We start from the raw sequence: 19,027 nt of genomic DNA on the forward strand, positions 1-19,027 counted from the left end.
GCAGATGAGACGGTTCGTCGACATCTCGGTCCCGTTGCAGGCCGGCATCGCCTCGGACCCGCCCGGGCACCTGCCGGAGATCGACTACTACGACCACCGGCAGACCGCCGCCGAGGTGGTGTCGTTCTTCCCCGGCGCGACCGTCGACGATCTACCCGACGGCGAGGGCTGGGCGATCGAGCGAGTCCGGATCACCACCCACAACGGCACCCACCTGGACGCCCCCTACCACTACGCGTCGACGATGGACGGCGGCCACCGCGCCATCACCATCGACGAGGTGCCCCTGGAATGGTGCCTGCAGCCGGCGGTCAAGCTCGACTTCCGGCACTTCCCGGACGGCTACGTGGTCACCGCCGCCGATGTCGAACAGGAGTTGGCCCGTATCGGCCACACCCTCTCCCCGCTGGAGATCGTGCTGGTCAACACCAGCGCCGGCGTGCGATACGGGCAGCCCGACTATGTCGGGAAGGGCTGCGGCATGGGCCGCGACGCCACCCTCTACCTGCTCGAGCGAGGGGTGCGGCTGACCGGGACAGACGCGTGGAGCTGGGACGCGCCGTTCTCCTACACCGCGCAGCGCTACGCCCGCGACCACGACGCGTCGATCATCTGGGAGGGCCACCGCGCGGGCCGGACCATCGGCTACTCCCACATCGAGAAGCTCCACAATCTGGAGTCGTTGCCGCCCAGCGGTTTCGAGGTGTCCTGCTTTCCGGTGAAGGTGCACGCCGCGTCGGCGGGGTGGACCCGCGCGGTCGCCATCTTCGACGACTGACGGCGGTCCCCAAGGCCCGCTAGGGCCAGAACCCGCCCACCGGCGGACCGCCACCAGGGGGCGACTGGTTCTGCAGGATGCCCAGGCAGGTACCCACCGATTTGCCGGGGATACAAGGGATTCCGCCTACGCTCGGCACGCCGTTGGCCACGAAGCACCGGCCGGTGATCGGGTCGGCCAGGTGCCCGGTCGGGCAGGCACTGGCGGGTGCGGCGACGACGATCGGGGCGGCGACGAACAGTGCACCGCACGCGGCGGCCAGCAGTGTCCTGGAAATCGCCCGCACAACCATCTGGGTGAGCTTACTGCGAGACCGCTCCCTCGGCGACCACGTTCGGCCGGCCGAACCGGGTCCGCGTGCCGGGGGAGTAGAGCACCCGCAGCGGGTCCCCGGCGGTGCGGACCCCGGCCGCGGCGACCAGTTCGTCGTCCAGCTCGAGCAGCTGCGCCGACTGCAGCGGCCACCGCTCGTGTTCGTTGGGGACCCACCAGGTGCGCCCGGCCTTGCGGGTGTGCGCACCCCAGCGTGCGGTCAGCCAGATCTCCAGTGGGGTGGGTTCGACCGGAGCGCCGACCCGCACCGCGACCCGGCTGCGCAGACCACGGTGCGGCCAGCGCCGCACACTGTCGTAGGTGATGTCCGCCCCGGCACGGGTGATCCGCATCCGCGCCCAGCTGTAGGGCACTCCCAGCGTCGCCCGAACGGCGGGAACCACGGCCAGCCGGGCCGTCTCCAGCGACCGGAACAGCACGCCGTGGCGCCCGGCGTCGTCGATGGAGTACAACCGCACGTTGGTCTCCGCGAACGTGCCGAAGTACGGCAGCGCCGCGGTCGTAGCCAGGGCGGTGTGGCCCATCCGGAACGGGATCAGCCCTACGTAGGTCAGCGGACCGAACACGTCCGGGCGGGTGCCCGGCGGGTACAGGTGGGCGACGTCATCGGGGCGCACCGGCCAGTGCACGAAGGTCAGGTCCAGCCAGCTCTGGTCGATCCAGGTCCGGCCGGCCAGCGGCGGGGCGTCGACCGGGTAGCCCGCGAGCGGGTCGCCCACCGGTTACTCGTAGTCCAGGTCGAGCACCGGGGTGGGCCGCCGGAAACCGTGGGTGACGACCAGCAACCACACGAATCCGATTGCCAGCCAGATCAATCCGATCGTGAGCGCGGTACCCGACAGGCTTGTCCACAACCACGCGGTGAGCAGGAAGCCGATCAGCGGAGCGATCACGTTGAGCACGATGTTGCGTTCCCGCATGTCGACGAAGTAGTGCTTGATCACCGACAGGTTCACCACCGAGAAGGCCACCAGCGCGCCGAAGCTGACCACCGAGGCGAGGATCGCCAGGTCGATCCAGATCGCGAGCAGCGAGATGGCGCTGACGGTCAGGATGGCATAGACGGGTGTGCTGAACTTGGCCGACACATGCCCGAACACCTTGCGCGGCAGGATGCCGTCGCGGCCCATCGCGTACAGGATGCGGGCCACCGACGCCTGCGAGGTCAACGCCGATCCGAGCGCACCGGCCACGTAGGCCGCGGTGAAGAACGTGTTGACGAACGCGCCGCCGGCGGCCACCATCACGTCGGTCGAACCGGTGTCCACGTCGGCGAACGTGTTGGACGGGAACACCAACTGCGACACGTAGGACAGCAGGATGAAGATGATCCCCGAGACGATGGTCGCGATCATGATGGCCTGCGGGACGGTGCGCCGGGCGTCGCGCGCCTCCTCCGACAGCGTGGAGACCGCGTCGAAGCCGAGGAACGACAGGCACAGAATTGCCGCACCGGCCAGGATGGGGCTCAGGCCGCCGGCGGTGCCGTCGCCGGTGAAGGGCGCCAGCAGGTCGACGTTGCCATAGCCGGTGGTCTTGGCGACCGCGAGGGCGACGAACACCACGATGAAGATCGCCTGGATCGCGATGATCAGGAAGTTCGCCCGGGCGACGGACACGATGCCGACGATGTTGAGCACCGTGACGATCGCGATCGAGACCAGCACGATGACCCACGCCGGCAACGCGGGCAGCGCCGCGTTCAGGTAGAGCCCGATGACCAGATAGTTCAGCATCGGCAGGAACAGATAGTCCAGCAGCAGCGACCATCCGGCCAGGAAGCCGACCGGTGCCCCGAAGGTGCGCTGGGTGTAGGTGTAGGCCGAACCGGCGACGGGGATCGCCGCCGCCATCCGCGCGTAGGACAGCGCGGTGAACACCATCGTGATGAGCGTGACGATGTAGGCCAGTGGCAGTCGGCCACCCGAGGTTTCGGTGACGATGCCGTAGGTGGTGAACACCGTCAGCGGCACCATGTACACCAGGCCGAACAGCACGAGCGACGGCAGCCCCAGCGCCCGTTTCAGGTGGCCCTCGTGCGGGCCGGTGATGAATTCCGCGGTCATGGTCGTCGTACCCTTCAGTCGTTGGCCCGGTAGGCCTGCGCACCGCGCAGATAGGTGGCGCGGATGCCCACGCCCGGCAGTTCCAGCGGTGGGGTGTCCCGCGGATCGTGGTCGAGCCACACCAGGTCGGCACTGGCGCCGGTCGTGATGCGTCCCCACGTGTCTTGCGCAAACGCCTGATAGGCGACTGCGCCGGTGTAGGACGACAGCGCCCGCTCGATCGGCACGATCTCGTGTGGCGTCCACCCTCCCTTCGGCTGGCCTTCGGAGGTGAGCCGCGACGTCGCCACGGCGATGCCATCCAATGGGGCACCGGAGGACACCGGCCAGTCCGAGCCGAACGCGAGCGCGGCACCGGATCGGTTCAGCGTCTGCAGCTGGTACTGCCGGTCGCTGCGTTCCACGCCGAGGCGGGGGATGGTCAGCACCGTCATCAGCGCATCCATCTGCGCCCACAGCGGTTGCATGTTGGGGATCACCCCCAGCGCGGCGAACCGCCCGATGTCGGTCTCGTCGACCAGCTGGACGTGCGCGATCACCGGTCGGCGATCACGAGATCCGTTGCGCTGCTGCACGTATTCGATGGCGTCGAGGGCCTGGCGGACGGCGGCGTCACCGATGGCGTGGATGTGGATCTGCAGGCCGAGCTCGTCGACGCGACGGGCGGCCTCGGCCAGCGAGTCGCCCTCCCAGTTCTGCATGCCGTGGTCATGCATTCCAGAGCAGTACGGGGCCAGCAGCGCGCCGGTCTCGTTCTCCACGACGCCGTCGGCGAAGAATTTGACCGTGTTCGCGGTCAGCAGCGGCGATCCTGCCTCCTCGACCGCCCGCCGCGAGGCGGCGAATTGCGTGATCTGCGAATCGAAATGGCGCGGGTCGGCGTACAGCGCCAGGTTGAACCGCATCCGCAACGCGTCCTGGCGAGCGGCAGCGACATAGGTCGCGACATCGCCGGGCTCGACCCAGGCGTCCTGTACCCAGGTGACACCCCGGGCCAGGAAGTAGTCCGCCGCGGTGCCGAGGGCCTCGATGCGCTGGCGCTCGTCGCGGGGCGGCATCACGTTCATCACCAGATCGGTTGCGCCCCATTCCCGTAACGTGCCAAGGACGGATCCGTCGGACCGGTGTGGGATCTCGCCGAGCACCGGGTCGGGGGTGTCCGCGGTGATCCCGGCGCGTTCGATGGCCGCGGTGTTGCACCACACCGTGTGGTAGTCCCAGGCCCGCAACACCACCGGGCGGTCCGGCACCGCGGCATCAAGCCACGTGGCGTCGAACAGACCGCCGGGGGCCAGGCTGCCGTCGTAGGAGGCGCCGACGATCCACTCCTCGTCGGGGTGCTCTTCGGCGTAGATCTTGACCGCGGTGACGATCTCGTCGACCGTGCCGCAGCCACGCACGGCGGGGCCGACCGACTCCAGGCCACCGTAGAGCGGATGGGCGTGGCCGTCACCGAATGACGGCATCAGGAATCCACCGTCGAGATCGACTTGCTCGCAGTCGATTCCGGCGGCCAGCTCCCGGGCTTCGTCCCCCAGCGCGCGCACCAGGCCGTCGGTGACGAGCAGGGCGTCGGCGTCGGTGCCGGTTCCGGTCCACACCACCCCGTTGGTGAACAGCGTGGAGCTCATTTCACCACCGCCGTCGCGGCATGACCGGCGCCGTAGGGCTCGCCGGTGACGACCGGCCGGGTCAGCGCGGCGTAGGTGTCGGGGCGGCGGGTGAGCAGGAACGGGAACAGCTCCAGCCAGTCGCGGCGCTGGTCGAGATCGAGATCGGCGACCAGCACGGCCTCCTCGTCGCGGGGCGCCTGAACCAGGACGCGGCCGTAGGGATCGGAGATGAACGAGGAGCCGTAGAAGTTCACCTTGCCCTCGTCACCGACCCGGTTGGGCACCACCATGAACAGACCGCTGTTGATGCCGTTGGCGACGATCACCTGCTGCCACAGCGGCCGGGTGTCGAAGTCCGGGAAGACCGGTTCAGAGCCGATGGCGGTGGGGTAGACGACGATCTCGGCACCGGCCAGCGAGTAGGACCGGGCGACCTCGGGGAACCATTCGTCCCAGCAGGTCGGCATGCCGATGCGCGCGTCGAGGCCGGCGGGCGCATAGACCGGGTAAGGCTCGGCGTCGGGCCCGGGCCGGAAGTAGGTGTCCTCGTAGTACCCCGCCGAGATCGGGATGTGCAGCTTGCGGGTGCGCCCGACGAGCTCGCCGGCGGGGGAGACCAGGATCGCGGTGTTGTAGCCCAACCGGTCGGGATCGCCGGGTGCCCGCTCGTAGAGCGAGGCGTGCACGAAGATCCCGTGGGTCCGGGCGGCGTCGGCGGCCAGCTCGAAGGTCGGCCCGTTCGCCAGCTCCTCGGCCAGCGCTGCGGGGTTGGCCCCGGCCGGGGTGTCGGCGGGATAGCGCAGCAGGGTGATCTCGGGCAGGAAGACCACCGCGGCGCCTTCGGCGGCCGCGCGGTCGATACCGGACCGCAGCGCGGTGACGAGTTCGCCACGGTCCGGGCGCCAGCGGTGCTGGACCAGACCGACCCGCAACGGGGCGCGGTGGGACGGGCCCGAGCGGGACAGCGGCTCGGGTGCAGACGCGGTCAGGGTGATCATCCGACTCCTAAAACGAATGTGTTTCGTTTTAGTGTGAACTGGCTCATAATTCTTCGCAAGAGGAAGAGGAGACTCTCATGGGCCGGCCGCCGACACCGCTGTTGTCCACCGACCGGATCGCGTCCGCCGCCATGGACCTGGTCACCACCACCGGCGGCTTCACGATGCCGGACCTGGCACGAAAGCTCCAGGTCAGCCCCTCCTCGCTGTACAACCACGTGACCGGGCGCGACCAGATCGTCGAGCTGCTCCGCGAGCGCGCGATGTCGGAGGTGCAACTCCCCGAGGACCAGCCTTCTCGCCCGTGGGCCGACGTGGTCGCCGACATCTTGCGGTCCTACCGGCGTAGCTATGCGCGCTATCCCCGGCTGATTCCGCTGCTGACCGCGTACGCCGTGAACAGCAGCCACGCCATCCGGATGTACAACGTGCTGGCGGTGACGCTGCGCCGGGCCGGGTTCGACGCCGCCGACACGCTGCGTGCGATCACCTTGATGGACTGCTTCGTGCTGGGGTCGGCGCTGGACCTGGCCGCGCCCGAAGAGCCGTGGGAATCCGGGGCCGAAGTCGGCCCGGAGCTGGCGGCGGCGCTGGCCACCGGCGGGCCCAAACCCGGACGGGCCGACGACGCGTTCGAGTTCGGGTTGGCGGTGCTGCTGCGCGGACTCACACCAGATAGATCACGAGCACCGACACCCCCAGCACCACCAGCCAGGCGTCGGTCGCAATCTTGAGCCAGCCCGGCCCGGCCCTGACCTCCATGAAGTGTCGAATGATCAGGCGCGCCTTGACGAGTGCGAGGGCGAGCACCACACCCGTCACCGCCACGCTGGCCGAAGCCACCCCCCGGGAATGCGCCGGGGCAAGCCACCCCGATCCGACCGTGATGACCACCAGCACCAGCCAGGTCCACGTGATCGTCCGCGTGTTGGTCATCGGTCACCTCACCACGTACAGCAGCGCGAAGATGATCACCCACAACAGATCGACCATGTGCCAGTACGTCGCGCCGGATTCCACCATCCAGATCCGCCGCCGCCCCGGCGTCCGCAGCTCACGCACCAGCACGCCCAGCACGATCAGGCCCATCAGGACATGCACCAGATGCACGCCGGTGATGACGTAGTAGAACGAGTAGAACAGGTCCGAATTCGTCTGTCCGGCAACGATTTCACGAAACCACTCGGTGCACTTCAGTACGACGAACCCCGACCCGCACACGGCCCCGGCGCACAGCAGCCGAACCGCCCGCTGGGAGTCGCCGGCGCGGGCACACAGCACCGCCTGGGCCACGAACCAGGAACTGGTCAGCAGGATCACGGTGTTGATCACTCCGACGGTGATGTCCAGATGCTGTTGTGCGGCCAGGAACCGGGCGCGGTTCATCGAGCGGTAGATCATGTAGACGACGAAGTAGCCGCCGAAGATGACCAGGTCGCCGAGGACCATCACCCACATGTTCCCGTCGCCGGGCAGATGCGTGCCCCGGCGTGCCGTGTGTTCTGACACCGTCACGCGGTCTCCTCCGCGGGGGCCGTATCGGCCCCGGACCGGGCGGCGGCGTTGCGCAGCAACATGATCAGCGCGCCCAGCCAGACCGAGAACACCACGACCGCCCACCAGAAGGCGATCGAGCCGTTCCAGGCGAACGGCCCGGACGGAAACACGAACATCTGGGTGGCGATCACCTCGGTGACGATCTGCCAGATCGAGACGTAGGCGAACCAGGTGGGGAAGATGTGGTTGCGGTCGTAGAGGATCGCGATCGCCAGCACCAGATACGCGGCCGAGAAGCAGCCCAATGAACCGTTGTAGGACAGCATTCCGAGGTCATAGAGCAGGCTGATCAACTCCGGATCGCGGTCCGGGCGAAACGCCGCGGTCAGGAAGCACACCGTCACCAAGAGGAAACCGGGCAGCGCACCGACGCTCATCCCGCCGAGGTAGCCGTAGGCGAACACCGACCCCACCGACATCCGCTTCATCTGGTAGGCGACCAGCCCGTTGGTCATCGCTGCACCGCCGAGCAGGACCAGCAGCACCGTGAAACCGATCTGGATGGTGAGGTGGTGCTGAGCGAAGAAGGCCACCTTGTCCGTGGCGGTCACGTCCGGCCGCGGTGGTGGCGTGACCCTGGTCAGCAGGCAGATGATGACACCGAACACCGCATACCAGGCGGGAAAGAACCACGTCATCCACCAGACGTCGCGATTGCCACCGCCGGCGGTGGTCGACGAAAGCCGGCCCGGGCTAAGGACACTCACGCGGCCACCACGCCGTCGTCGACAGCCTGCCGGTACACCGCCCGGCGCAGGACGAGGAACATGACGACGACGAACGCCGCGTAGGCGCCGTTGCGCACCCAGAATGACCACAACCCGTCCCACGCCAACGGGCCGGTCTGGAACACCGCCGCCCCCGCGGCCGGCACCATCGCCGCGGCCACCACCAACGAGAAATGCCCGACCCACCTGGGGAAGACCGGGGCGGTGCGGTCATCGAAATACACCGCCAGCGACAGCAGCACGAACTGGGCGACCACCATGCCGACCGGCGCGATGAACACGATCCACGCCAGATCGTTGAGCAATTGGATCAGTGCCGGATCGCGGTCCGGCCGAAAGGCCGCCACCAGGAAGCAGACGTTGGACAGCGCGAAGATCGTCGCGCCGCTGACCACCGCCGTCAGGTAGCAGTACGCGAAGACGTGGGTCTGGCCCTTCATCCGCTTCATCTGCACGACGATGACCATGAGCAGGGGCACGATCAGGATGCCGCACAGGTTGAACGTCACCTGGCTGAACCGGATCCAGGCGGTGTGCTCGGCGTAGAACGACGCCACCTGCTGCGCGCTCAGCGTCGGGGGCATCGGCGGCCAGAATCCCGGGAAGGCCAGCGCCGCGACCAGCAGCACCACGGCGGCCACCGGTCCGGTCCACAGGCTCACCCACTGTGCCTTGATGTTTCCGGCTTTCGGCAGGTCCTGGGCCTGCTCGAGGATCTGCACCGTCGCACCTCCAAACTGAGTCGACTCAGATTTCTACGAACGGTAGCATTTTCTGAGTGGAGTCAGTTCTGTGTTGACCGACAAGCCGGTCCGCAAAGGTGTGCAGACCCGCGAACGGCTACTGGCCGCGGCCACCGCGGAGTTCAAGCGGGCGGGCATGGCCGCCGCGGACACCGCCGCGATCGCCACGGCTGCCGGCGTCGCGCATGCCACGTTCTTCTTCCATTTCCCCACCAAGGAGCATGTGCTGATCGAGCTCGAGAAGCGCGAAGAAGAGCGGATGGCCGCCGAGCTGACTCGCGCGTTCGGCAAGCCGCACACGGTCGGCGACACCCTCGGCGAGTGCTTTCGCACCCTGGCGAAGCTGGAACGCCGGCTGGGCGGACCGCTGTTCAAAGACTTTCTGGCGCTGCACTTTTCCACCAGTCGACCAACCGATGACGAGTGGCGCAACCATCCGGTGATCGTGACCGTGGTCGACGAACTGGGCCGCGCCCGCGACCGCGGTGAGATCCCCGCCGACGTCGACGTGCTGCACAACGGCGTGTCGTTCCTGGTCGGCCTCTACGCGCTGCTGATGACAATCCCACGGGCGCCGAAGTTCCGGCGGCCCTTCATCGACGAGTACCTGACCACGTACATGTACGGGCTGCGTGCCGTGCGGCCGTCCTAGCCCTAGGCCTTGCCGGTGCGCTCCCGGTGTTTGCAGCCCGGCCAGCAGCACGGCCGGCGCATACCTTCCTCGAGTTCTTCCTGCGTGCGACGAATGCGGCGCTGCCGGGTCTTGTCCTGTTTGGCGTCTTCGACCCAGCAGATGAATTCGTTGCGCGCCAACGGCGTGATGTCGCGCCACGCCGCCAGCGCGGTGTCGTTGCCGAGCAATGCCGAGCGCAGATCCGCCGGCAGCTCATGGACCACCCCGCCCGGAACCAACTGCGTGCCCATTCCGCCAGGTTAGCCGTCACCGATATTTCGCCTCGCCGGCAACGCCGCCGGACTACCGTGATCCGCGTAGGGAGGGCAGCGCGGTGAACGACGAGCGAGCGTCCTGGCAGGGTGGCCAGGCCGGCGGGCGGATCGCCCGGTGGTGGCGCCAGCCCGACCAATTCGACTGGCTCACCGAGTACTTGCGCGCCCGCGGCCTTGGTACACCCACCCGGATCCTGATGGCGATCGCCTCGGGCGCCTTGACGCTGATGGCCGTGGCCGCGCTGACGTCGCACGACCTGCCGCCGGCGGTCAAGGTGGCGTTCAGTGTCGCCTCGGTGCTCACCGGGGTCGGGTATGCCGCGGTGTGGGTGCGCGGCTGGCCGACCCGCCGGCAATCGGTGGCGATGGCCTGGCTGGGCGGGGCGCTGGTCGCCGCGGGGTGCGTGATGCAGCCGCAGCCCGTGGTCGCTCTGCTGGGCTGCACCGGGGTGGCGATCCTGGGCGGCTATGCCGCGTTCATGCACAACACCAAGGCGATCGCCGTCGTCGTCGTGATCGGTGTCGCGGCCGGTGCGGCGTGCGCGGCACGGATGGTCGCGACCGAGGGCTGGGTGATCGCGGTCGCGGGGCTGTGGCTGGTGGTCGAACTCAACCTCGCTGTGCCGCTGGCGATCCAGGCGGTGATCCGGACGCTGGGCACCGACGTCGTGCGCTCCGACCAGGATCCGCTGACCGGTGTGCTGAACCGCCGGGCGTTCTACCAGCGGGCGAAGACGTTGTTCACCTCGCCCGCCGACGACCTGCATCTGGTCGTCGTGATGATCGACCTGGACAAGTTCAAGACGCTCAACGACCTCTACGGCCATCTGGCCGGCGATCAGGCGCTGACCGCGGTCGGCTGGGTGCTGCGGGAAGCCAGCAACAGTACGGCGATCATCGGCCGCTTCGGCGGCGAGGAATTCATCGTCGTCGACGCCGTCTCCGCCGACGCGGCCGAGCGGTTGCCCACCCAGCTGTGCGCCGCGATCGCGGCACTGCCGCACCCGGTCACCGCGAGTGTGGGGGCGGCCGTCGTGCGGTGGGGATGTGGTTCGGCGGTGGACGATTTGATCCGCTCCGCCGACGCCGCGATGTACGCCGCCAAGCGGGCCGGCGGCAACCAGACGCGGATCTGCCGACCCGTCCGGGTCGGCGGCTGACGGCCAGATTCGGGCGCCTTCCGAAGCGAGTGCCGCAGCCCGCTGGCAAAATCGGTATCTCACACCACTGGCGACACCTCCCCGACCGGAATGGGGGTCGATACATGCCTCAGTGGGGACCGCTGCTGACCCGTTACCCCGACCAGTACGACTGGATCAGCGCCTACCTGCATGAGCGCGGACTGCAGCGACTATGGCGGCTCTCGATCTTCGCGGCCACCGTGCTGCTGGCCAGCTCGACCGCATTGATGACCCGCAGCCCGCAGGGGCCGGCCGACCGGATGACGCTCATCGTCTGCGCGGTCGCGGCGGCGGCGGCGATGGCCTCGGCGGTGCCGTTCCTCCTGCACTGGCCCACCCGCAGGCAGTCGATCGTGTTTTCGGTGACCTCGACGGTCACGATCGCCGCCGCCTGCCTCTCCTATACCAACCCGTACGTGGGGCTGGTGGGCTGCGTGACGTTCGCGGTGATCGGCGGATTCGTCGCCTACTTTCACACCGCCTACGAAGTGGTGGCCATCAGTGCGGTCGCCGGGGTCTGCGCGGCCATCCTGGCCATCCGCATGGTCGACGCCTCCGGCGACAGCTATCTGGCCGCCGCCGGGGTGGCGATCGTGATCACGCTCAACGCCGCCCTGCCGTTCGGCATTCTGTCGCTGGTCCAGACTCTGCGTGTCGACCTGCGCAGCTCTGGGCGCGACCCGCTGACCGGGTTGCACAACCGGCGGTCCTTCCAGCAGTCGACCCACGAACTGATGATGGGCCACCACCCCGCCGGCAGCCTGCTCATCGTGGTGGTGATCGATCTGGACAACTTCAAGCAGCTCAACGACACCCGCGGCCACGCCGCCGGCGACGCCGCGCTGATCCGGATCAGCGCCTCGCTGGCCGACAGCTGCCGACCGTCGGCGGTGATCGGACGGGCCGGGGGAGAAGAGTTCGTCATCGCCGACGTGCTCCACGCGGCGTCCCCGGACGGCACCGCCGAAAAGGTGCGCCGGGCGATCGCCGAGCTGCCGGTGCCGCTGACGGCCAGTATCGGCACCGCCTGCGCACCGCTGAGCAGCGGGCCCGATCTGAACCTGCAGCTGCTCGACGAGCTCATCGAGGCCGCCGACGCGGCGATGTACCGCGCCAAACGCGCCGGCGGAAACCAGGTGTGCGAGGCAACCGAGATGTTCGCCCGCGAGGATTCCGAGCATGGCGGCTGACCGTGCGGCCCCACACACGGAAAAACCCCGGCCGGAAGCCGGGGTTTTTCTCCACTGTGTGGGCGAAGGGGGACTTGAACCCCCACGTCCCGAAGGACACTGGCACCTGAAGCCAGCGCGTCTGCCATTCCGCCACTCGCCCAAAACAACCGGGGGAGCGTATCACGGTCCAGGGGGTGGACCTCAACTCGCGCCCGCGGCTGCGACCAGCCTAGCGACCGCCGTCACACCCCGGCCACCGTGCCCCTGACCTGGCGTAACGCGATTCTCAGAATTCTCAGGGGTACGTGGCGCCGACCTGGGCCGATACCATCGAGACAAAGCATGCGCCGATGCGACACGCGGCGGACTCGAGGCAGGCGGTGAGATGAGTAACCAGAGGGGTCTGGTTCAACGCATCGAGCGCAGACTCGAGAACACCGTCGGCGACGCCTTCGCCCGGGTGTTCGGCGGATCAATCGTCCCGGCGGAGGTAGAAGCGGCGCTGCGGCGGGAAGCCTCCGCCGGTGTCCAGGCGCTGCCCCGCGAACGATTTTTGGCCCCCAATGAATACGTCATTACTCTCAGTGCATCCGACTTCGAGAAGGTCAGCGCCGACCGCGATCTCACCACGGACACTTTTGCCAAACACTTGGGCGGATACATCCGAGATCAGGGGTGGCAAACGTATGGTGATGTGGTTGTCAGGTTCGAGCAGTCGCCGAGCCTGCACACCGGCCAATACCGTGCGCGCGGCGTCGTCAATCCTGACGTCGACCCCCACCCGTCCCGAGCCAACACCGCCCCACCACAATCGAACCAGGCGTACACCGCAGAACCAGGAGTACCAGCGATGAGCGACAACCCCACCTACCGTGGCGACCAGGGTCAGGGGCGGCCCGGCGACGACTACTACGACGACCGCTACCCGCGCCCGGAGGAACCGCGCGCCGGCGCGCCAGAGCAGCGCGGCCCGTACCCGCCCGAGCAGGGCGGCTACGCACCCCCGCCCGGCGAGCAGGGCTACGGCCAGCGGCCGGGCTACCCCGAGCAGGGTGGCTACGGCGGCCAGGGTTACGGCCAGGGCTACGAGCAGCGTCCCCCGGCCGGCGGCGGCTACGGCGGCCCAGGCTACGACCAGGGCTACCGGCAGGGCCCGCCGCCCGGCTACGGCGCACCGTCCTACGGTCCGCCGCAAGGCGGGGGCTACGCACCCGCGGCCCCGCCGAGCAGTGACTACGACTACGGCCGCGGCCCCGGACGGCACGAGGACGCCGGCTACGGCCGGCCCGAGCCCCGTCCCGCCTACCCCGACCAGGGCGGCTACGACCAGGGCTACGGCCAGCAGGGCGGCTACGGTCGCCCCGACTACGGCCAGCCCGACTACGGCCAGCCCGACTACGGCCAGCCGGCCGGCCGTGGCTACGAGCAGGGCGGCTACGCCGAGCCCGCCGGTCGCGACTACGACTACGGTCAGCCCGCCGGCGGCGGCTACGGCGGCTACGCCCAGCCGCCCGCCCAGGGCGATTACCCCAGCACCGGGCATGCCGTCACCCTGCAACTCGACGACGGCAGCGGGCGCACCTACCAGCTGCGCGAAGGCGCCAACGTCATCGGCCGCGGCCAGGACGCCCAGTTCCGGCTGCCCGACACCGGGGTGTCCCGCCGGCATCTGGAGATCCGCTGGGACGGTCAGGTCGCGCTGCTCTCCGACCTCAACTCGACCAACGGAACCACGGTGAACAACGCGCCCGTGCAGGAGTGGCAGCTGGCCGACGGCGATGTCATCCGGCTGGGTCATTCCGAGATCATCGTCCGCGTTCACTGAGGTCGGCGGGGGCCGCGGCTTGGCCGACGCGGACTGGCTTCACCCGCGCGTCCACCGGCGTCCAAGTATCGTGACGGTGCCGAAGTCGGCCCGGTGCCTGCTGGTATCGGTTTCACGGCAAGCGGGGCACGAGGACGGAGAGGACGCCGGATGCAGGGACTAGTACTGCAGCTGACGCGTGCCGGTTTCCTGCTGTTGCTGTGGCTGTTCATCTGGTCTGTGCTGCGGATCCTGCGCAACGACATCTATGCGCCCACCGGCGCGGTGATGGTCCGCCGCGGCCTGGCCCTGCGCGGCACGCTGCTGCCGCCGCGCCAGCAGCGTCACTCTGCCCGCTACCTGGTGGTCACCGAGGGCACCCTGGCCGGCACCCGCATCACGCTGGGCAGCCAACCCGTGCTGATCGGGCGCGCCGACGACTCCACGCTGGTACTGACCGACGACTATTCCTCCACCCGCCACGCCCGGCTCTCGCCGCGCGGTTCCGACTGGTACGTCGAAGACCTAGGATCGACCAACGGCACATACCTCGACAGGGCGAAGGTGACGACGGCAGTACGGGTTCCGATTGGCACGCCGGTACACATCGGCAAGACGGTAATCGAGCTGCGCCCGTGACCCTCGTCCTTCGCTACGCCGCCCGCAGCGACCGCGGTCTGGTGCGCGCCAACAACGAAGACTCGGTGTACGCCGGCGCCCGGCTGCTCGCACTGGCCGACGGTATGGGCGGGCACGCCGCCGGCGAGGTGGCCTCCCAATTGGTGATCGCCGCGCTGGCCCACCTCGACGACGACGAGCCCGGCGGCGACCTGCTGTCCAAGCTCGACGATGCGGTGCACGAAGGCAACTCGGCGATCGCCGCCCACGTCGAACTCGAGCCCGAGCTCGAGGGCATGGGCACCACCCTGACCGCAATCCTGTTCGCGGGCAACAGACTTGGGCTGGTCCACATCGGCGACTCGCGCGGCTATCTGCTGCGCGACGGCGAACTGACGCAGATCACCAAGGACGACACGTTCGTGCAGACCCTCGTCGACGAGGGCCGCATCACCGCCGAGGAAGCCCACAGCCACCCGCAGCGCTCGCTGATCATGCGGGCGCTGACCGGCCACGAGGTGGAGCCGACGCTGATCATGCGGGAAGCCAAGGAAGGCGACCGCTACCTGCTGTGCTCCGACGGCCTGTCGGACCCGGTCAGCCAGGAGACCATCCTGGAGGCGCTGCAGATCCCCGACGTCGCCGAGAGCGCCGACCGGTTGATCGAGCTGGCGCTGCGCGGCGGCGGCCCGGACAACGTCACCGTGGTGGTCGCCGATGTCGTCGACCACGACTACGGCGGCCAGACCCAGCCGATCCTGGCCGGAGCGGTCTCCGGCGACGACGACAACGCCGCGCCGCCCAACACCGCCGCCGGCCGGGCCTCGGCGATCACGCCCAGGCCCCCGGCCGCCAAGCGGGTGGTGGCCGAACCCGAGCCGCCGGCCAAGCCGCGCTCGCGCAGACGGATGATCATCGCCGTCGCGGTGGTGTTGCTGCTGGCGCTGGCCGGTCTCGCGGTGGGCCGCCAGATCATCCGCAGCAACTACTACGTCAGCGCCTACGACGGCACGGTGGCGATCATGCGCGGGATCGAAGGGTCGATCCTGGGCTATCCGCTCCAGGAGCCCTACCTGTTGGGCTGCCTCAACGACCGCAACGAGCTGTCCCAGATCAGCTACGACCAGGCCACCTCCGCACTCGGCTGCCAGCTGATGCGGCTGCAGGACCTGCGGCCCTCCGAGCGCGCTCAGGTGTCGGCCGGGCTGCCCGCCGGCAGCCTCGATGACGCGATCGGTCAGCTGCGCGAGCTGGCGCACAGCTCGCTGTTACCACCGTGTGCACCGCCGCCGACCAAGGCGCCGGCCCCCCCGGCGCCCGCGCCCACTCCCGCGCCGAGCGCAACCGCCGCACCGGGACCGTCGCCCACCCCTGCGTCGCCCGCGCCGGCCACGACCACGGTGACGACGTCGGCGCCGGCCCCCGCGCCGTCGACCACGCCGTCCGCCACACCCAGCGCAGCGCCGAGTGAAAGCGTTACCACCACAACGGGTTCCGCCACCCCGCTGCCACCGCCCAGCCCGGCGCCGACCGTGACGCAGCTGCCCGCGGCGCCGCAGAAACCGGGCACCGACTGCCGGACGGCGGCATGAGCACCCAGCCCCAGGCTCCGGTCACGCTGGCGCCGGCGACACCGACCCGCCGCAACGCCGAGCTCGCCTTGCTCTGCTTCGCCACCCTGATCACCGTCGTGGCGCTGCTGATCGTGGAAGCCAACCAGGAGCAGGGCATCAGCTGGGACCTGGCCAGCTCCACGCTGGCGTTCCTGACCCTGTTCGTCTGCGCGCACCTGGCCGTGCGCCGCTTCGCTCCCTACGCCGACCCGGTGCTGCTGCCGGTGGTGGCGCTGCTCAACGGCCTGGGCCTGGTGATGATCCACCGCCTCGACCTGATCGGCGGCGCGCTGTCCCCGCAGCGCGGCCCCAGCGAAGAGCAGCAGATGTTGTGGACCCTGGTCGGGGTCGTCGGCTTCTCGCTGGTCGTGGTGTTCCTCAAGGATCACCGCATCCTGGCCCGCTACGGATACACCTGCGGACTGGCCGGGCTTGTGCTGCTGGCGATTCCGGCGCTGCTGCCCGCCCGCTTCTCCGAGACCAACGGCGCCAAGATCTGGATTCGGTTCCCCGGCTTCAGTATTCAGCCCGCCGAGTTCTCCAAGATCCTGCTGCTGATCTTCTTCGCCGCCGTGCTGGTGGCCAAGCGCGAGGTGTTCACCGGCGCCGGCAAGCATTTCCTGGGCACCGACGTGCCGCGACCGCGCGATCTGGCCCCGCTGCTGGCGGCCTGGATCATCTCGGTCGGCGTCATGGTCTTCGAGAAGGATCTCGGTACCTCGCTGCTGCTGTACGCCTCCTTCCTGGTGATGGTCTACATCGCCACCGAGCGGATCAGCTGGGTGGTGATCGGCCTGACGCTGTTCGCCGCGGGCAGCGTGGCGGCGTACTACCTGTTCGGCCACGTGCGGGTCCGGGTGCAGACCTGGCTCGACCCGTTCAGCGACCCCGAGGGCGCCGGCTACCAGATGGTGCAGTCGCAGTTCAGCTTTGCCACCGGCGGCATCTTCGGCACCGGACTGGGCAACGGTCAGCCGGGCACGGTGCCGGCCGCCTCGACCGACTTCATCATCGCCGCCGTCGGTGAGGAGCTCGGCCTGGTCGGCTTGGCCGGGGTGCTGATGCTCTACACGATCGTGATCGTGCGCGGCCTGCGCACCGCGATCGCCGTGCGGGACAGTTTCGGCAAGCTGCTGGCCGCCGGGCTGGCCTCGACGCTGGCGATCCAGCTGTTCATCGTCGTGGGCGGTGTCACCGGGCTGATCCCGCTGACCGGCCTGACCACACCGTGGATGTCCTACGGCGGCTCGTCGCTGGTGGCCAACTACATCCTGCTGGCGATCCTGGTGAAGATCTCGCACGCCGCCCGTCGCCCGCTCATGACCAACCCGCCCACCTCCATCGCGGCCTCCAGCACGGAGGTGATCGAGCGGGTATGAACACCTCCCTGCGCCGGATATCGGTGATGATCATGGCCCTGATCGTGCTGTTGCTGGTCAACGCGACGATCACCCAGGTGTTCCGGGCCGACGGCCTGCGAGCCGACCCGCGCAACCAGCGGGTGCTGCTCGACGAGTATTCGCGTCAACGCGGCCAGATCACCGCGGGCGGGCAGCTGCTGGCCTATTCGGTGTCCACCAACGGCCACTACCGGTTCCTGCGGGTCTACCCGAATCCCTACGTCTATGCCCCGGTCACCGGGTTCTACTCGCTGCGTTACTCCAGCGCCGGGCTGGAGCGCGCGGAGGACGGCATTCTCAACGGTTCGGACCAACGGCTGTTCGGCCGCCGGCTGGCCGACTTCTTCACCGGGCGCGACCCGCGCGGCGGCAACGTCGACACCACGATTGTGCCGCGGATTCAGCAGGCCGCCTGGGAGGCGATGCAGCAGGGCTGCAGCGGAGGCTGCCGCGGTTCGGTGGTGGCGCTGGAGCCGTCCACCGGCAAGGTGCTGGCCATGGTGTCCTCCCCGTCGTATGACCCCAATCTGCTGGCCACCCACGACAGCGAGGAGCAGGGCACCGCCTGGCAGCAACTGCGCGACGACCCGAACTCACCGCTGACCAACCGCGCCATCGCCGAGACGTTCCCCCCGGGATCGACGTTCAAGGTGATCACCACCGCGGCGGCGTTGCAATCCGGTATGACCGACAACGACCAGCTGACCAGCGCGCCGCAGATCCAGCTGCCGAACAGCACCGCCACCTTGGAGAACTACGGCGGCACGCCGTGCGGCAGCGGTCCGACGGCCTCGCTGCGGGAGGCGTTCGCCCGATCCTGCAATACAGCTTTCGTCGAACTGGGTATCCGAGTGGGTGCCGACGCCCTGCGCAACACCGCGCAGGCGTTCGGGTTCGACAGCCCACCAGCGCCGATCCCGCTGGAAGTCGCGGAGTCGACAATCGGCCCGATCTCCGACGCCGCTGCCCTGGGAATGTCGAGCATGGGTCAGAAAGACGTGGCGGTGACACCCTTGCAGAACGCGTTGGTGGCGGCGACGATCGCCAATTCCGGGGTGATGATGCGGCCTTACCTGGTGGATAGCCTCAAGGGGCCCGACCTGTCCAACATCAGCACTGCGGCGCCGCAGGAGAGCAGGCGGGCCGTGTCCCAACAGGTCGCGGCTAAGCTAACGGATTTGATGATCGGCGCCGAGCAGATGACCCAGCAGAAGGGGGCGATTCCCGGCGTGCAGATCGCATCCAAGACCGGCACTGCCGAGCACGGCACCGACCCGCGCAACACCCCGCCGCACGCCTGGTACATCGCGTTCGCGCCGGCGCAGAGCCCCAAGGTGGCGGTGGCGGTGCTGATCGAGAACGGTGGCGACCGGTTGAACGCCACCGGCGGCGCGCTGGCCGCCCCGGTCGGCCGGGCGACGATCGCAGCGGCATTGCAGGGGGCGTCATGAGTCCGCGCAGGCGAGCGAAGCGAG

At 68.9% G+C, this 19,027-nt stretch carries 20 protein-coding genes and 1 tRNA gene; 10 read left to right on the forward strand and 11 right to left on the reverse strand.

Annotated elements, in window-relative coordinates:
• The first annotated feature begins 4 nt into the window (after positions 1 to 4).
• The gene (locus MSZK_RS03525) at positions 5 to 778 is read left to right on the forward strand and encodes a cyclase family protein (RefSeq protein ID WP_099244871.1); all 774 of its coding nucleotides are present in this window, start codon (positions 5 to 7) and stop codon (positions 776 to 778) included.
• A 19-nt stretch (positions 779 to 797) separates the two neighbouring features.
• On the opposite strand, the gene MSZK_RS03530 is transcribed toward MSZK_RS03525, so the two are convergent.
• From MSZK_RS03530 to MSZK_RS03550, 5 genes are read right to left on the reverse strand one after another with little or no spacing between them, the layout of a single operon-like run.
• A complete protein-coding gene (locus MSZK_RS03530) occupies positions 798 to 1,070 on the reverse strand; it encodes a hypothetical protein (protein WP_099244873.1) in 273 nt (90 codons plus the stop codon).
• A gap of 10 nt (positions 1,071 to 1,080) precedes the next feature.
• The gene (locus MSZK_RS03535) at positions 1,081 to 1,830 is read right to left on the reverse strand and encodes a YqjF family protein (RefSeq protein ID WP_099244875.1); all 750 of its coding nucleotides are present in this window, start codon (positions 1,828 to 1,830) and stop codon (positions 1,081 to 1,083) included.
• Positions 1,831 to 1,833: 3 nt separating this feature from the next.
• Positions 1,834 to 3,177, reverse strand: coding sequence for an APC family permease (locus MSZK_RS03540; RefSeq protein ID WP_099244877.1), 1,344 nt, complete (start codon positions 3,175 to 3,177; stop codon positions 1,834 to 1,836).
• Between the two features lie 14 nt (positions 3,178 to 3,191).
• Entirely contained in the window at positions 3,192 to 4,808 is a 1,617-nt protein-coding gene (locus tag MSZK_RS03545) for an amidohydrolase (protein WP_099244879.1), read from the reverse strand.
• A complete protein-coding gene (locus MSZK_RS03550) occupies positions 4,805 to 5,788 on the reverse strand; it encodes a nitrilase-related carbon-nitrogen hydrolase (protein WP_099244881.1) in 984 nt (327 codons plus the stop codon). The genes MSZK_RS03545 and MSZK_RS03550 overlap by 4 nt, the downstream gene beginning before the upstream one ends.
• A gap of 77 nt (positions 5,789 to 5,865) precedes the next feature.
• On the opposite strand from MSZK_RS03550, the gene MSZK_RS03555 reads away from it, so the two are divergent.
• Complete coding sequence (locus MSZK_RS03555) at positions 5,866 to 6,522, forward strand: TetR/AcrR family transcriptional regulator C-terminal domain-containing protein (protein WP_099244883.1); 657 nt, start codon at positions 5,866 to 5,868, stop codon at positions 6,520 to 6,522.
• Here MSZK_RS03555 and MSZK_RS03560 read toward each other — a convergent pair.
• The 4 genes from MSZK_RS03560 to MSZK_RS03575 are packed head-to-tail and all read right to left on the reverse strand — an operon-like array spanning position 6,455 to position 8,795.
• Entirely contained in the window at positions 6,455 to 6,724 is a 270-nt protein-coding gene (locus tag MSZK_RS03560; protein ID WP_099244885.1) for a cytochrome C oxidase subunit IV family protein, read from the reverse strand. The genes MSZK_RS03555 and MSZK_RS03560 overlap by 68 nt on opposite strands.
• A 3-nt stretch (positions 6,725 to 6,727) precedes the next feature.
• Positions 6,728 to 7,246, reverse strand: coding sequence for a cytochrome c oxidase subunit 3 (locus tag MSZK_RS03565; RefSeq protein ID WP_099244971.1), 519 nt, complete (start codon positions 7,244 to 7,246; stop codon positions 6,728 to 6,730).
• 53 nt (positions 7,247 to 7,299) lie between these two features.
• Complete coding sequence (locus tag MSZK_RS03570; protein ID WP_099244887.1) at positions 7,300 to 8,052, reverse strand: hypothetical protein; 753 nt, start codon at positions 8,050 to 8,052, stop codon at positions 7,300 to 7,302.
• Positions 8,049 to 8,795 (reverse strand): hypothetical protein, encoded by a 747-nt coding sequence (locus tag MSZK_RS03575; RefSeq protein WP_099244889.1) that lies wholly within the window; start codon positions 8,793 to 8,795, stop codon positions 8,049 to 8,051. Before MSZK_RS03575 ends, MSZK_RS03570 begins: the two co-directional genes overlap by 4 nt.
• A 70-nt stretch (positions 8,796 to 8,865) precedes the next feature.
• Between MSZK_RS03575 and MSZK_RS03580 the strand changes: the two genes are divergently transcribed.
• Entirely contained in the window at positions 8,866 to 9,468 is a 603-nt protein-coding gene (locus MSZK_RS03580) for a TetR family transcriptional regulator (RefSeq protein ID WP_099244891.1), read from the forward strand.
• 2 nt (positions 9,469 to 9,470) lie between these two features.
• On the opposite strand, the gene MSZK_RS03585 is transcribed toward MSZK_RS03580, so the two are convergent.
• Entirely contained in the window at positions 9,471 to 9,740 is a 270-nt protein-coding gene (locus MSZK_RS03585) for a YdeI/OmpD-associated family protein (protein ID WP_099244972.1), read from the reverse strand.
• An 83-nt stretch (positions 9,741 to 9,823) separates the two neighbouring features.
• Between MSZK_RS03585 and MSZK_RS03590 the strand changes: the two genes are divergently transcribed.
• Positions 9,824 to 10,924, forward strand: coding sequence for a diguanylate cyclase (locus MSZK_RS03590; protein ID WP_199203175.1), 1,101 nt, complete (start codon positions 9,824 to 9,826; stop codon positions 10,922 to 10,924).
• Between the two features lie 104 nt (positions 10,925 to 11,028).
• Positions 11,029 to 12,135 carry a GGDEF domain-containing protein gene (locus MSZK_RS03595; protein WP_099244895.1) on the forward strand — a complete coding sequence of 369 codons (1,107 nt, stop codon included), beginning with the start codon at positions 11,029 to 11,031 and terminating at the stop codon, positions 12,133 to 12,135.
• A gap of 59 nt (positions 12,136 to 12,194) precedes the next feature.
• Here MSZK_RS03595 and MSZK_RS03600 read toward each other — a convergent pair.
• A tRNA-Leu gene (locus MSZK_RS03600) sits at positions 12,195 to 12,277 on the reverse strand.
• Positions 12,278 to 12,502: 225 nt separating this feature from the next.
• On the opposite strand from MSZK_RS03600, the gene MSZK_RS03605 reads away from it, so the two are divergent.
• From MSZK_RS03605 to pbpA, 5 genes are all read left to right on the forward strand, one after another.
• Positions 12,503 to 13,942, forward strand: coding sequence for an FhaA domain-containing protein (locus MSZK_RS03605; protein WP_099244898.1), 1,440 nt, complete (start codon positions 12,503 to 12,505; stop codon positions 13,940 to 13,942).
• Positions 13,943 to 14,092: 150 nt separating this feature from the next.
• Positions 14,093 to 14,560, forward strand: a complete 468-nt coding sequence (locus MSZK_RS03610) for an FHA domain-containing protein (RefSeq protein WP_099244900.1) — start codon at positions 14,093 to 14,095, stop codon at positions 14,558 to 14,560.
• Entirely contained in the window at positions 14,557 to 16,131 is a 1,575-nt protein-coding gene (locus MSZK_RS03615; protein WP_099244902.1) for a PP2C family serine/threonine-protein phosphatase, read from the forward strand. Before MSZK_RS03610 ends, MSZK_RS03615 begins: the two co-directional genes overlap by 4 nt.
• A complete protein-coding gene (locus MSZK_RS03620; protein ID WP_099244904.1) occupies positions 16,128 to 17,531 on the forward strand; it encodes an FtsW/RodA/SpoVE family cell cycle protein in 1,404 nt (467 codons plus the stop codon). The genes MSZK_RS03615 and MSZK_RS03620 overlap by 4 nt, the downstream gene beginning before the upstream one ends.
• A complete protein-coding gene (gene pbpA, locus MSZK_RS03625; RefSeq protein WP_099244906.1) occupies positions 17,528 to 19,003 on the forward strand; it encodes a D,D-transpeptidase PbpA in 1,476 nt (491 codons plus the stop codon). The genes MSZK_RS03620 and pbpA overlap by 4 nt, the downstream gene beginning before the upstream one ends.
• Positions 19,004 to 19,027 lie beyond the last annotated feature (24 nt).

The sequence above is a fragment of the Mycobacterium sp. shizuoka-1 genome (genome assembly GCF_002723835.1).
Lineage (GTDB): Bacteria > Actinomycetota > Actinomycetes > Mycobacteriales > Mycobacteriaceae > Mycobacterium.